The following is a 14,201-nucleotide window of genomic DNA, read 5'->3' as shown; positions in this document are numbered from 1 at the left end:
GGTTTCATATTAATAGGACGAAATTAAACCGAGAAACTAATAGTTCTTTCTGGTCGGTCGGGATACTTGAGGTTATATAGTTCGATTTAACTAGTAATCGCTGATTATGTTCTTGTATAGATGATTTGCCGGTCTAGCTCCATGTATGGAGATAGACCGGTTGGCTTGGTTAAACGGTAATGGATGTTATGGCTAGTCGACCCACAATCGGCGATCTATCGTTTTACCAATCTTGGTAAAGTAGAAGCAGGGATCTTTCAATAGCTCATAGTTCCCAAATTCGCTCTTGGGAGCGTCATCATAGCGGCAGATCGGCTTTTCTGTACTGAAATTGCGCAATCCGGCTTTCTCCAGCTCTTTAATCTCCCTTTCTGTAGACTCAACAAGCGTGATTTCAATATGATTTAAAATAAAGCGAACAATTTTTTTGAAAAGAATGAAAGCGCCAGAATCATATCGATCTGTCATCGCTCTAAATGAAAAAATCAACTCATGTTCACTTGAAATGGCGGAACGAACATAGTAGGTAAATTGATCACCTTCGTCACTACTGAGCTCTTGCACGATATAGGCAACCCATTGAATATCCCCTGTTTTGGGTAGTTTGAAGGTTTGCCAAAAAAGAGGGAATAGATATAGCCATCTTTTAGGGGGGGTTGATCTATCTGGTGCATAGGAGCGCTTAATCCCCTTATCGACAAAATCTTCATAGTGAGCAGCTTCGAGTAAATTGGGGGGGTTGATAGCTCTTCTTAAGTCAGCAGAAAACTCCATCCCACCAATATCCGGGCTCCATAGCGGTATACCGTTGTATTGATAGTACTCCATGGCTAGCGGAAATCCCCAGGCTCTATCTGAAATTTTCTTAAGTTTCTCCAGAGAATAGATATTCAGATCCAGCTCTAAAGGTAAGTCAGGTCTTATAGTATCGATGCCTAGCATTGAGGAGTTGGTAGGAGGCTTGACAAAGTTAAGCTTTGTGCCAGATAAGTTGTAGCTTACCCGGCTGGACTTGCTCAGGTTAGGCCCTTTAGGGTTTTTCACGGTTCCAAATAACATCAAGAGACTCACATTAATAAATCTGGTATCAAGTGGTGATATGATCACGGTATGCAGACGCTTTATCTACATCTGCCAGTTCACTTGTGGGCATAGAGCTTAAATCTCCGGTTTGCCTCTGCACAGAAAGCAGCTCTACCTTTTGGATTACACCAGCACGAACAGCAGTCGCAATTATAATACCAGCGGCGGTTGCAGCAGTAGTTAATGCTGCAACCGATGGGTTCTCTACCATGATTCCGGTGGCAATCTGTTCTAATTTGTGAAGGAGTCCTAGATTTGAGTTCATTGCAGCAACTGATTTTTCTGCAAGCTTTTCTGCATTATTAGCGAGAGCTTCCATCTCTCCTTTACCCCCGGTTTCACGCACAGCATTGAAAGCACCAAGACTGAGCGCAAGGCCAGTCTTAAGGCCTGTTGCAACAGCACCGTGGCCACTAAACGCGGGGGCTTGGGATTTTAACATATTGTCCCTTTCTTTTTTACTACCCGCAGAAAAAGCCGGGTGCAGCTGCTCGCGCTCCTTCACTTTTACTGCGACTTGGGTACGACGCTTAAGTAGGGAATATTCACTTGAGGAAAAGCCATCTACAAGTAGGTTTTTAAGGCTAACAGGGCTTCGGGTGCCCCGCTTGGAGCTCCATTCCATGCCAATTTTAGCCATAGCCTTGTCTAAGCGATTATCGTTGACTGTGTAATTATTTAGGAAGATATGCTGTAGCTTGTGACTGTTCAGATTGTTGCTAGAGGCGCTGTTGCCCATTCCGTAAACGTTTTCCACATTGACTTTCCGGGCAGCTTTTTTTACGGCCCGGCTGAACATTTTATCACCATTCCCGGAGGCTGTCCAGCAGACTACCGGATCTGGAAGGCCTTTTTTGTTGCTGGCAAGGGCATTTAAATCTTTCGATTTTCCAGTCAAAGAAGTTTGCTCGCCGAGGGCTTTATCCTGATTTTTAGTGCTCATATTACCCAGGTCGGGATTCGTCCATTCGGCGTTAGCTTTCTTGTTTTTTCTTATTTTTTGAATCGTTTTTTTATTCTTAGTCTGTCTGAATTGATATTCTTTAGCGCAGACACTAGCCGCACCTGCGATGACACTGGTTATTTCATTGATAAACTTCGCTTCTTTATTTACCGGATCAGGCCTGCGCAATTTGAAAAAACCCGTGAAGGTTTTCTTTTCGTAGCGGTAGAACATGTAGAAGGTATCGTTTTTGCTGAGTTTATGTTCAGGATGGCCAGAGTTAATAACTGCAGCTCCATATCTAGAGGCAACCTTCGGATCTTGAATTTTAGAATCGCTAATAAAGATATGTGTTGTCGAAGAAGGAGGGAGTTTGAGTTCATTTAGCGAGATTTTCTCTGTAATCCACTTGAGGTCATCCCCACATGATTTCTCTTTGTCAACTGATACTTCATATAAGACCTTATCTTTATTACCCTGTTCAAAAATCTCATCCTCAAAATCAATCTGAATATCAGTGAGATGGATATGGCCCCTGGGCAATAGGGTGTAGCTTAACTGGTAGCCCCGCTCGGTTTTTACTTTGATGCGCTGGTTATTGATTTTTGACTGGGTATCAAAATCATTGGGTTTGGCCAGCAAGCCCCGAATAGCCATATAAGCACCCACAGCGTGATAGTTTGGCGCTGAGGTATGCACCGCTTTTGAACAGATGTGTGACCAAAGTTGAGCTGTTTCCTCGGAGGCAACAAGATTGCGTCCACCACTAGTACAAAGAATATGAGTCTCGGTTCGCTGGTCCATAAGTGCTAAGTATCCCTGGTCCTGTTTGGGGTTATTGCATCAGATTGGTAGTGCTCCCTAGAGTAGGATGCATCTATTCAATCAAATAGTAATCATATTTCTAGTAATTTATCAGCTGTTGTTATAAGTGTAAATTTACGAAAATTGTCACTGATCGACAATATTTGATGTAAATATTAGATTGAGGGAGTTAAGCCATATTTTCCCGCTAAAACGTTAACAAGATCACAAAAATATTCTTGTTTCTGCCTGGTTTTAGGGCCTCATGTAATGAGGTGTAATCACTTTTTTTAGGGTTAAAATTTTTCTGATTCAGTGGGCTGGTGCAATGCGGATAGTTAATACCATGGTCCTGGTAACCGCCTGTATACAGGTAACTGAGTAATTATATTGTCAATACTTTGGGCAGTTTGGGGCTAGTTATTTTGGGTGTTGTGTCTTTTGCGGAGGCTCTGCCCCTAAAGCTAAATATCAATCCAGGTATTGCGGCAATAATTGGTGCGATTGTTCCAAATAAAAGCTAACCCCAATACCCGCCATAGGGTCAGCAGTAACTCAGCACTGCTTAATAAGTGCCCCAGACTTCTCCAGATGTAGCCGCATAAAATCTTCAGCTAAATACAGATTTCCGCTATAAGCAGCATGGGCTTCCCGCTCAATAACTTCAATTGAGGCATCTGCGTCGGGGCTACTTTGGTAGCGAGAGCTGAAATGGGTAAGTACTAGGTTGGGTATTGAAAGCTGTTCAGCAAAGGAGGCAACCTGTTTGGCATAGCTATGGCCGACACGGCTCGCTTTCTCGGCCATGTCTTCAGTATAAGTGGACTCATGTACCAATATATCGCCGTTAGCACAGGTGCTTTTGAGTAATTCTGGTTTGTCATTATCTCCACATATTACGATCTTGCGAGGGCGCCTCGCCGGTAAAATAAACTCAGAAGCGGAGTATTGCTGCCCCTTATAGGCGATATCGATACCGGCTTTTAGTTTGCCCCACATAGGGCCCTGAGGAATCCCCATAGCGGTGAGCTTCTCAGTATCCAGCCCTGCGGCAACGGTTCTCTCGGTAAAACTGTATGCGTAAGACGGCACCCGGTGAGAGAGTTGCGTAGAGCAAACGGTAAACTGCCCGATATTTACTGAGGGCAGCTCTTCCAGGGGGATAAAATTGAGCTCGAAAGGAAGATACAGCTCGGTGAGGGTTTGTGTTGCGGCCACCCAATCGTAAACCGCTTTGGGTGCGATTAAAGTGAGCGGCTTAGTTCGCCCTTGCATTCCCGCACTGGCCAGTAAACCGGGGAGTCCATAGCAGTGGTCTCCATGTATATGCGTGATAAAAATTGCGCTCAGCGAATTTAGCGATAGATTGGTACGCAGGACCTGGTGCTGCGTAGCTTCACCACAGTCGACTAAGTACCAGCCTTTGCCCTGGCTCTCGATAAGTGCGATCCCGCTAACGTTCCTTTGCTTGGTGGGGGTAGCGGAAGAGGTGCCAAGAAAAAGTAATTCCATTTTTTTACTGCCTGTCAAATGAATCGCTAATCATACTCAAAGGAGAGCACTCGTTGCCAAGGGTTATCGGGCGTAAGCTCTTGTCCTTGCCGGGTATTAGAGTAGAAACTTGAAGTATAGCTGTTGACCTAAAGTTAGGTTGAGGTAATAGACTCCCGCCATATCGTTTTATGCCGAGATCTTGAGGAGGCAGTTGAGTGAATACCCCAGCGATTAACTTGGAGCGTTATTTAGCCCGTATAGAGTTTGCGGGCGAGCCTGCGGTCAGTTTGAAGTGCCTGGAGCAGCTGCTAATCCAGCATGTTCGCAATATTCCCTTCGAAAATATCACCTCCTTTCTGGGAAGCGCGGTCGATATTACATTGGACGCTATTGCGGCCAAGCTTGTGGAGCAGCGGCGCGGGGGCTATTGCTATGAGCAAAATGCTTTACTAGGGGCTGTGCTGAGACAAGTCGGCTTTAAAGTTACGAATCTTGCCGCACGAGTGCTATGGCAATTGCCTGCGGGTTATCCCGCTGCACAATCCCATATGATTCTTATGGTAGAGCTTGAGGGGCGTCGGTTTTTGCTTGATGTGGGCTTTGGCAGCAACACTTTAACCGCGCCGCTGGATATCGACTCCAGTGTTCGTCAGAGCACACCTCACGCTACATACCGCTTTACTTTCGTGGAGGGGGATTACTTGCTGGAAGTTGCGAGCGGAACGGGCTGGCAGCCTATGTATAGCTTTGACTTGCGCCCTAAAACCGATGGCGATTATAAAATCGGCAACTGGTATTGCTCCACACACCCCAACTCCAAGTTTGTGGAGCAGTTGATTGTTGCCCGCGCCTTTCCTGGGGGGCGGCATGCACTGCTCAATCGCCAGTTCACTTATCAGCCACTGGCGGGGCCCAAGAGTGTTGCACTGTTGGCAGATGTGGAGGCGCTGCGCACCACTCTGCGGGATATTTTTAATATTGACGTGCCAGTTGGCGCCGAAGTTGATGAAAAATTAAAGCTGATTTTTGCCGCTGACTGAGTAGGGGAGGGGCTTATGATTAAAATAGGTGTTGTTTACCATTCGGTATCTGGTTGCAGTAAAGCTTTAGCGGAAGCGATTGTTGAGGGAATTCACTCGCGGGATGGCTGCGAGGGCGTCGGCCTTGAGATTCGGGGAGAAAAAATCCAGCAGGGGCGCTTTGATGATCAGGCGTTGTTGCGCCAGTTGGATCAGTGCGAAGCTATCGCACTGGGATCTCCCACCTTTATGGGAACTGTTTCGGCCCAGTTCAAAGCCTTTATGGATGCGGCCAGTGAGCGCTATGGGGATCGCAGTTGGCTGGATAAGCTGGCTACAGGGTTTACTGTGGGCAGTCATTTTAGTGGCGATCAACTTGCTACTATCAGGACTTTACAGGTCTTTGCCGCCCAAATGGGGATGCTGTGGGTGCCGCTGGATATTTTGCCGAGCCAAGATCCGCAGGGCCGAAATCGGGGCGGTTGTCAGTCGGGGTTGGTGGCGGTTGCCGAGGGAGCCGGTGAAATCCATGAGCTGGACCGTTTAACAGGCGTACAGTTGGGGCGCCGTATGGGAGCTTTGGCACAGCGTTTTTCAGGTTCTGGAGTAGAGCCGTCGAGCTAATTGGGGAGCCACCGCCAGTAATAACGGGCTGCTGAGAAGCCCTGCCGGGGTGTGAGAGGGGGCCTGGAAAAGTTGCTATCGCAGGGTTTGAAGTGTCGATATCGCCACTCTTTTGTAGGTAGGGGGCAGTCCAGCATTGCCCCAGCCGCGACACAAAATGCCCAGCGACAATGGTAGCCAATTGCCGGGGGTTGCTTGGGGCTACTGTGGGAAAGAGGGGGCGGCTAAGGCTCAATTTCACTCTGGCAATCCCAACCTTGTGCCGAGCGGGGCTGGTTAAGATACCGGCAAGTCGCTGGCGGCGCTGTTATTGACGCGGGCATGTTTCCATCGGGGTCAAAAGGATGCCATTGAGGGGCGAGCGCAGGGCCTTTCAGGCGGCTGCAGTAAGTTTCAAACCCACCATTGCCGAGTAATTTCAACAACAAAAAGAATACACTTATAAAGTCGTTATCAAATTGTTTTTTTCTATCAATAGCAACATCTCGCGAATCGTAATCAGTAGGGGGGAAGGGTTGCCGGCGTTGATAAGCGCGGCTTGGCGTATAGGGGAGGCGACAGGGAGGGGTGAAGTAAAGGCCTGCCCACAATTGTCGGCAGGCCGGGCCCGAAAAGGGTTAAATCAATGTCCGCACCATTTTCACATGGGGAATTCCCGCCTCGTAAAAAACCTCACCTTCAACTTCAAACCCAGCTCTCAGGTAGAAGCCTTGAGCCTGCTGCTGTGCGTGCAAATAGAGGTGCTGGAGGTTCTGCTGATGGGCGTGCTCACAAATAGCGTGCAGTAACTTTGCCCCAACGCCCAGACCCCGTGAGGATTTTTGTACGGCCATACGCCCGATCTTTCCCTCTTTAGTCAGGCGCCCGGTAGCTACTGGGAGCGCTTCACTGTAGGCGAGAAAGTGCTGGGATGTCTCTTCTTGATCATCCCACTCCAGATCTGCGGGGACCTGCTGTTCCTGTACAAAGACCGCTTCGCGTATTGAGCGAATAGCCTTTCGGTCAGTGTTCCAGTCGGCCGGGCGTATGGCTATGGACATATTAGAAATCCTCTGGGGGGTAGATCAGGGTACCCTGGGCAACGAGTTGATCGAGGAGGCCGCTGTCTTCGGCAATTTCCGGGAAGGCTTCGATATCATCCCAGGATATTTCATGGGATTCAGCAAACTGCTCGGCAAATGCCAGGGGGCAGGGGAAGGCTTCACCATCCACAAACAAGGTGGCGGGTTCGCGGCAAAAGGCCGCTCTGGAGGCGGGGTTCAATACCAGCTGCGCGCCCTGGGGCATCTGCTCACGCCAGTCTGCGGCATCGTCGGCATCCAGGGCGACAGTATCCGGGTATTTCGCTTCTGTCATAACCGCGCCAAACCACTGGGCAATTTTTTCCGGCTGCTGTAGCCATTCGCCGAGCTGTTGTTGCAGGCGGGCGACAGAGGCGGGATCAATTTCTGCCGGGTTCTCGGCCACTTTGGCGCCGGCATCGGTGTAGCGCTGGCTGTCCGGCAAATCCATGGCGACTTCGGCGGCGAGGTCTTCGAGGATCGCTGCGGCGGAGGGGGCGCGGAAGCCGATGGAAATCGTGGTGCAGCCGCCCTCGGCAATACCCCAGTGGCTGTACTGGGGCGGCAGGTAAAGCATATCGCCGGGTTCTAATACCCAGCTGTTTTCCGCTTCAAACTCTCTCAGGATATTGAGTGGGGTGCCCTCCAGGCGAGGGTCGTTTTCATCCACTTTGGGGCCTTGTTGCCACAGGCGTTTGCCTTCGGCCTGAAGGAGAAATACGTCGTAGTGATCGTAGTGGGGGCCGACGCTGCCCTTGTCGGCGGCATAGCTGATCATTACGTCGTCCAGGCGCCAGTCGGGGATAAAGCGGAAGAAATCTTTCAGTTCGGCGATTTCTGACATCCACTGATCGACAGCCTGTACCAGTAGTGTCCAGTGGGTTTTGGGGAGGGAGAGAAAATCCTCTTCAGTGAATGGACCTGTGCGCAGCTCCCAGGGACCGCTTTCACCATTTTCCAATACCAGGCGAGACTCGACCGCTTCTTCCAGGGCCATGCCCGCGAGTTCTTCACCGGAAATAGGCGACTCAAAATCGGCGAAGGCGTTGCGTATCAGCAGGGGTTTCTGCTGCCAATAGTCACGCATAAAAACTTCGATGGGCATGTCGCCAAGGTGGGTAAGGGGGCTGGCCACGGTAACTCTCACTGTCAGATGGGCTGGAATTTGTTCGCTTGAGGATATTTCGCTACTCGAAATCATCCGTTGTATTTTTGTCTCTGCAAATTGGGCTCAGCCGCACCGGGTGCCGCTGAGCCCTGGGCTCGGTTAAATTTTGCGAGCCTGCGCTACGGCATTACCGATATAGGATGCCGGGGTCATTTCCAGCAGATCGCTCTTGGCTTCTGCGGGAATTTCCAGGTTCTCGATAAACACTTTCAGGGTATCGCGGGTGATGCCCTGGCCACGGGTAAGGGCCTTCAGTTTTTCGTAAGGCTCTTCAATGTTGTAGCGGCGCATAACCGTTTGGATCGGCTCCGCCAATACTTCCCATGAATTGTCCAGGTCTTCCGCCAGGCGTTCGCGGTTGATTTCCAGTTTGCCCAGGCCTTTCATGGTGGCGGCATAGGCAATAGCGGAGTAACCCGCACCCACCCCCATATTGCGCAGCACAGTGGAGTCTGTCAGATCGCGCTGCCAGCGGGATACCGGCAGTTTGGCGGCCAGGTGCTGGAATACGGCGTTGGCGAGGCCCAGGTTGCCCTCGGAGTTTTCGAAGTCAATGGGGTTCACTTTGTGCGGCATGGTGGAGGAGCCCACTTCACCGGCAACCACTTTCTGCTTGAAGTAACCGAGAGAAATATAACCCCACACATCGCGATCGAAATCGATCAGGATGGTGTTGAAGCGGGCAGCGGCATCGAACAGTTCGGCAATGTAGTCGTGGGGTTCGATCTGGGTGGTGTAGGGGTTCCAGGTAAGGCCCAGTGAAGAGATAAACTCTTCGGCGTTTTGCTCCCAGTCAATATTGGGGTAGGCAGACAGGTGGGCGTTGTAGTTGCCCACTGCGCCGTTAATTTTACCCAGCAGTGGTACTGCTTTGATCTGAGCAACCTGGCGGCGCAGGCGCGCTACAACATTGGCCAGCTCTTTACCGACAGTAGAGGGGCTCGCTGTCTGGCCGTGGGTGCGGGACAGCATGGGGACATCGGCGAACTCCTGAGCCAGGTCTGCGATGGCTTTAATCAGGGCTTCCATCGCCGGCAGCATAACGCTGTCGCGGCCGGCGCGCAGCATCAGGGCGTGGGACAGGTTGTTGATGTCCTCAGAGGTGCAGGCAAAGTGTACGAATTCGCTCACTTTCGCCAGCTGGGCGTTGCTGCTGATTTTTTCTTTGAGGAAGTATTCAACCGCTTTGACGTCGTGGTTGGTGGTGCGCTCGATTTCCTTGATACGCTCGGCATCTTCGAGGGAGAAATCAGCCACAATGCTATCTAGCAATTGGTTGGCCGCTTCATCAAACTGCTCAACTTCGGCGATCTCTGTATGGGCGGAAAGTTTTTGCAGCCAGCGTACTTCCACTTCAACGCGGGCGCGGATCAGGCCGTATTCACTGAAAATTTCACGCAGGGGGGCAGTCTTGCTCTCGTAGCGACCATCAATAGGGGATACCGCTGTGAGTGCGGAAAGCTCAACTGTCATAGTAAATCTCCGGGATTAGTGTTCTATAGATTCGATATGTGCGATCAGTTCGCTGGTCGCACGCAAAAGTTTTTTGCGCTGAAACAGCAGGTGCAGACGGCGTCCACCCAGCTGCCGCCACAGGGTTGCCGAGCGAACACCGGCAAACAGCATGGAGCGAATTTGATTGGCTATGCGTTGCTGCTGTAGGTAGTTGAAATCGCCCAGTACCTGAATGCGAAAACGGAAGGTACCGAGAGTATCGCTGTAGATGCTGGCGAGATTGGAAAATACATTCTCGTGGGTCAGCTCGAAGTGCTCCGCTTGCGCTTTGGCCTTATCCAGGCGGCTGCCAATAATAGACAGCAGGTCATTATTTTTACTGAGCTGTCGCTGTAAGTAGATCACCGAGAGGGCGTAGCGCAGACCGTCGGTATATTCCGGGTGTTGCCGGGTTTGTAGTATTTGTTGCGATACCTTTAAGCCGGGCAGCAGTTTGTCTGCACCGGCGAAAATCTCTTCAGTGCGATCGGGGTTGAGCTGGAAGAGGCTGTACACCCCGGTTTCCAGCTGTGCCTGCGGTGCAGAGCCCGTTTTGGCCAGGCGCTCCACCAGTGTTGCGGATTGGAATATTCCTGCCAGTGCCAGTGCCTGATCCCGCCAGTTATTCAAAATTACTCCTTAATCTTTCTTGTATTTTTCCGGTACTGCGGTGCCAACTCCGGTGGCTCTCTCGATTACCGCACCACCGAGACAGGTCTCCCCATCGTACAGCACCAGGGATTGCCCCGGCGTGATTGCACGCTGTGGTTCATCAAAATTCACTACCAGATCGCCGTTGTCTCGCAGGTGCACGGTGCAATCCTGGTCTGGCTGGCGATAGCGGGTCTTGGCCTGGCAGCGGAAAGTTTTGCCCGGTGCTGCGCCGTTGATCCAGTGGGTCTGGCTCGCCTCCAGTCCCGTGGCATAAAGCAGGTGGTGGTGGGCTCCCTGAGCCACAATCAGCACATTGCGTTCCAGGTCTTTTCCGACCACATACCAGGGTTGGTCGCCGGCACCTTTGACCCCGCCAATACCGAGTCCCTGGCGCTGGCCGATGGTGTGGTACATCAGGCCCGCGTGGCGCCCCATAACTTCACCCTCGGGCGTTTCCATATTGCCGGGCTGGGCGGGCAGGTATTGCTCGAGGAAATCCTTGAAGCGGCGCTCGCCGATAAAGCAGATGCCGGTGCTGTCTTTCTTGTTGTGGGTGATAAAGCCGTTTTCTTCGGCGATGCGGCGAACCTCGGGTTTTTCCAGCTCGCCAAGGGGAAACAGGGAGCGGGCAAATTCAGCTTCTCCCACCGCGTGCAGGAAGTAGCTCTGGTCTTTGTTGCCGTCGAGCCCCTTCAATAGGTAGGCGCGGCCGTCGATATCGCGGCGGCGGGTATAGTGTCCGGTGGCGATCGCATCCGCGCCCAGTACTTCGGCGTACTCAAGGAAGACCTTAAATTTGATTTCCCGGTTACACAGGATGTCCGGGTTGGGAGTGCGCCCGGCTTTATACTCGGCCAGGAAGTACTCGAAGACGTGGTCCCAGTACTCTGCGGCAAAGTTGGCGGTGTGCAACTTGATGCCCAGCTTCTCGCAAACTGCCTGGGCATCGGCCAGGTCCGCCTTGGCGGTGCAGTATTCTGTGCCGTCGTCCTCATCCCAGTTCTTCATAAACAGGCCTTCTACCTGATAGCCCTGCTGGATCAGTAGGTGTGCGGCCACAGAGGAATCTACACCGCCGGACATGCCGACGATAACGCGCTTTGGCTGTTTGTTGTGGGTGGAATCAGGCATAAGAGGGACAGTCACTACTTCACTGGTATGAAAGGGGGGCGAATTTTACCTGTGATCGCCCCTTTTGACCAAGACCGCTTTGATCTTCCGTTATAGATTATCGCTTTCGGCGCGGCCGATTGCGATTGTGTGGCGGCTTTGTGCGGGGTTTGGGGGGGCTGAAAACCTCTTCTGTGCGGTATTCGCCGGGCTTCAGGGCGTCGAGCTTCCAGTTGCCAATGGATACCCGGATCAATCGCAGGGTGGGAAAGCCCACAGCGGCGGTCATTCGCCTGACTTGGCGATTCCGCCCCTCGGAAATGGTCAGCTCCAGCCAGCTGGTTGGAATCGACTTGCGCTCGCGAATGGGGGGCGTGCGGGGCCAGGGCTCCATATCCGGCAGGCGCTTTGCTTTGGCGGGGGCGGTGCGGCCATCTTTCAGGTCGACACCCTGCCTGAGCATATACAGGGCATCCATACTGACTTCACCTTCCACTTGAGCCCAGTATGTCTTGGGCATTTTGCGCTTGGGGTGGCTAATTTGATGTTGTAGCGCTCCGTCATCGGTCAGTAGTAGTAAACCTTCAGAATCGTAGTCCAGACGGCCCGCCGCATAGAAACCTTTGTGCGGAATATAGTTGGCGAGAGTGGCTCGATCCTGGTCGTCGGTGAATTGGCTTAACACGCCAAAAGGTTTGTTGAGGAGAATAATCTTGGCCATAACAAAAATTGAGTATTGTAATCCAACTACAAAAATTAGCCGAGGCTGCTATAATCCGGCCGTTTTTTATCCCCGCCCCAAGGTCCCGGGGGAGCGGTGCAAGCAACGCTGGACCTAAAAAGTCATAGAATTTTGGGAGTTTACGCAATATGGGTCATATCCAAGTGCCGGCAGACGGCGAAAAAGTTACAGTCAATTCCGACGGTTCGCTGAATGTTCCGAATCGCCCGGTTATTCCTTTCATCGAGGGTGATGGCATCGGTGTGGATATCACCCCGGTAATGCGCAAGGTGATCGACGCGTCTGTAGAAAAAGCTTTCGGCGGCGAAAAGAAAATCGAGTGGATGGAAATCTACTGTGGTGAGAAAGCGGCAGAGACTTACGCTGGCGACTGGTTCCCGGCTGAAACTCTGGAAGCGATCAAAGACTACGTTGTCAGCATCAAAGGTCCTCTGACCACTCCAGTTGGTGGCGGCTTCCGCTCCCTGAACGTTGCTCTGCGTCAGGAGCTGGATCTGTACGTATGTCAGCGTCCGGTTCGCTGGTTCAGCGGTGTACCTTCTCCGGTTAAAGAGCCGAACAAGGTAGACATGGTTATCTTCCGTGAGAACTCCGAAGATATCTACGCGGGTATCGAGTGGAAAGCTGACACCGACGAAGCTAAGAAAGTTATCAAGTTCCTGCAAGACGAGATGGGTGTTAAGAAAATCCGTTTCCCTGAGAACTGTGGTATCGGCGTTAAGCCGGTTTCTTCTGAAGGCACCAAGCGTCTCGTGCGCAAGGCTATCCAGTACGCTGTGGACCAGGATCGCGATTCCGTAACCCTGGTACACAAAGGCAACATCATGAAGTTCACCGAAGGTGCCTTCGCCGATTGGGGTTACGAGCTGGCGCGCGACGAGTTTGGCGCTCAGCCGCTGGACGGCGGTCCCTGGCACAGCTTCAAGAACCCGAAGACTGGCAAAGAAATCGTTGTTAAGGACGTAATTGCTGACGCTATGCTGCAGCAGATCCTGCTGCGTCCGGCTGAGTACGACGTAATTGCTACCCTGAACCTGAACGGTGACTACCTGTCTGACGCACTGGCTGCGCAGGTGGGCGGTATCGGTATCGCGCCGGGTGCAAACCTGTCTGACGACGTTGCTCTGTTCGAGGCGACTCACGGTACTGCGCCTAAGTACGCTGGTCAGGACAAAGTTAACCCGGGCTCCCTGATCCTCTCCGCTGAGATGATGCTGCGTCACCTGGGCTGGAACGAAGCCGCTGACCTGGTAATCAAGGGTATGGAGGGTGCTATCGAAGCCAAAACCGTAACCTACGATTTCGAGCGTCTGATGGACGGTGCTGAGCTGAAGTCCTGTTCTGCGTTTGGTGACGAAGTTATCAAGCACATGGCATAATAAGCCGCACCCGTGAGGCCGGGCCGGCTCTGAGTTGGCCCGAGCCCCATAAAAAAAGCCCTTCACGTTAGTGACGGGCTTTTTTATTGCCTGTGGGTTGAGGCGCTTTAGCCGACGGCTTCGGCCTCCTTCTCCCTGGGCTTCTCTGCGTGTATTACGTCTGCTTCATTTTTGTGCGAAGTGGTTTCGGAGGTGAGTGCAGAAATGTTGGCGGCGTGATAGCCCTTGTCTCCTCGAATAATATCGAAAGTGACCTGTTGGCCCGCCTTCAGGGTTCGGTAGCCTTCCATCTGAATAGCGGAATAGTGCGCGAACAGATCCTCCCCTCCCTCATCTGCAAGAATAAACCCGTATCCCTTAGCGTTGTTGAACCACTTTACAGTACCGGTAGGCATAACGATTCCCTCTAATTGCCTGAGTGGCCCCTGGCCACCTTACAGAGTTTTTATATTTATTTGACCTGCTGGTTAGCCGGCTGCGATCCTATCTGCGACTAACGTTTGATGTAGCGATCACTACCTCTTGTAGTCAACGGCTAGTGGAATGTCAAGGGAGTCGCCGGTTAATTGGGTGAATCGTTCAGGCGGTCTCGCTGATTGGCTCGTGAAGGGTCTTGATGGGGGTGG

General features: G+C 51.7%; 13 protein-coding genes. 3 read left to right on the top strand and 10 right to left on the bottom strand.

Annotated elements, in window-relative coordinates:
- Nucleotides 1-192 precede the first annotated feature (192 nt).
- From ACJJIK_RS05065 to ACJJIK_RS05055, 3 genes are all read right to left on the bottom strand, one after another.
- Nucleotides 193-1,059 carry a hypothetical protein gene (locus ACJJIK_RS05065; protein WP_444944411.1) on the bottom strand — a complete coding sequence of 289 codons (867 nt, stop codon included), beginning with the start codon at nt 1,057-1,059 and terminating at the stop codon, nt 193-195.
- Nucleotides 1,060-1,087: 28 nt separating this feature from the next.
- Nucleotides 1,088-2,830, bottom strand: coding sequence for a hypothetical protein (locus ACJJIK_RS05060; RefSeq protein ID WP_444944410.1), 1,743 nt, complete (start codon nt 2,828-2,830; stop codon nt 1,088-1,090).
- Between the two features lie 555 nt (nt 2,831-3,385).
- A complete protein-coding gene (locus ACJJIK_RS05055; protein WP_444944409.1) occupies nt 3,386-4,342 on the bottom strand; it encodes a ribonuclease Z in 957 nt (318 codons plus the stop codon).
- Between the two features lie 197 nt (nt 4,343-4,539).
- Here ACJJIK_RS05055 and ACJJIK_RS05050 point away from each other — a divergent pair, with 197 nt between their 5' ends.
- A complete protein-coding gene (locus tag ACJJIK_RS05050) occupies nt 4,540-5,364 on the top strand; it encodes an arylamine N-acetyltransferase family protein (RefSeq protein WP_444944408.1) in 825 nt (274 codons plus the stop codon).
- Nucleotides 5,365-5,379: 15 nt separating this feature from the next.
- Nucleotides 5,380-5,967: a flavodoxin family protein gene (locus ACJJIK_RS05045; protein WP_444944407.1), complete on the top strand. Its 588-nt coding sequence runs from the start codon at nt 5,380-5,382 to the stop codon at nt 5,965-5,967.
- Between the two features lie 617 nt (nt 5,968-6,584).
- On the opposite strand, the gene ACJJIK_RS05040 is transcribed toward ACJJIK_RS05045, so the two are convergent.
- The 6 genes from ACJJIK_RS05040 to ACJJIK_RS05015 form a co-directional block, all read right to left on the bottom strand.
- The gene (locus tag ACJJIK_RS05040) at nt 6,585-7,007 is read right to left on the bottom strand and encodes a GNAT family N-acetyltransferase (protein WP_444944406.1); all 423 of its coding nucleotides are present in this window, start codon (nt 7,005-7,007) and stop codon (nt 6,585-6,587) included.
- Between the two features lies 1 nt (nt 7,008).
- Nucleotides 7,009-8,163: a JmjC domain-containing protein gene (locus tag ACJJIK_RS05035; protein WP_444944405.1), complete on the bottom strand. Its 1,155-nt coding sequence runs from the start codon at nt 8,161-8,163 to the stop codon at nt 7,009-7,011.
- A gap of 132 nt (nt 8,164-8,295) precedes the next feature.
- On the bottom strand, nt 8,296-9,669 hold the full coding sequence (gene purB, locus ACJJIK_RS05030; protein WP_444944404.1) for an adenylosuccinate lyase: 1,374 nt from the start codon (nt 9,667-9,669) through the stop codon (nt 8,296-8,298).
- A gap of 15 nt (nt 9,670-9,684) precedes the next feature.
- On the bottom strand, nt 9,685-10,320 hold the full coding sequence (gene hflD, locus ACJJIK_RS05025; RefSeq protein ID WP_444944403.1) for a high frequency lysogenization protein HflD: 636 nt from the start codon (nt 10,318-10,320) through the stop codon (nt 9,685-9,687).
- A 9-nt stretch (nt 10,321-10,329) separates the two neighbouring features.
- A complete protein-coding gene (gene mnmA, locus ACJJIK_RS05020; protein WP_444930881.1) occupies nt 10,330-11,475 on the bottom strand; it encodes a tRNA 2-thiouridine(34) synthase MnmA in 1,146 nt (381 codons plus the stop codon).
- A 97-nt stretch (nt 11,476-11,572) separates the two neighbouring features.
- Nucleotides 11,573-12,175: a pseudouridine synthase gene (locus ACJJIK_RS05015; RefSeq protein WP_444930882.1), complete on the bottom strand. Its 603-nt coding sequence runs from the start codon at nt 12,173-12,175 to the stop codon at nt 11,573-11,575.
- 149 nt (nt 12,176-12,324) lie between these two features.
- On the opposite strand from ACJJIK_RS05015, the gene icd reads away from it, so the two are divergent.
- Nucleotides 12,325-13,575 carry an NADP-dependent isocitrate dehydrogenase gene (icd, locus tag ACJJIK_RS05010; RefSeq protein ID WP_444944402.1) on the top strand — a complete coding sequence of 417 codons (1,251 nt, stop codon included), beginning with the start codon at nt 12,325-12,327 and terminating at the stop codon, nt 13,573-13,575.
- Nucleotides 13,576-13,682: 107 nt separating this feature from the next.
- On the opposite strand, the gene cspD is transcribed toward icd, so the two are convergent.
- Nucleotides 13,683-13,970 (bottom strand): cold shock domain-containing protein CspD, encoded by a 288-nt coding sequence (gene cspD, locus ACJJIK_RS05005; protein ID WP_444930884.1) that lies wholly within the window; start codon nt 13,968-13,970, stop codon nt 13,683-13,685.
- Nucleotides 13,971-14,201: the final 231 nt, after the last annotated feature.

This window comes from Microbulbifer regidiadema (SeqCode) (genome assembly GCF_052466995.1).
This window is presented reverse-complemented; position numbering and strand designations above follow the sequence as displayed.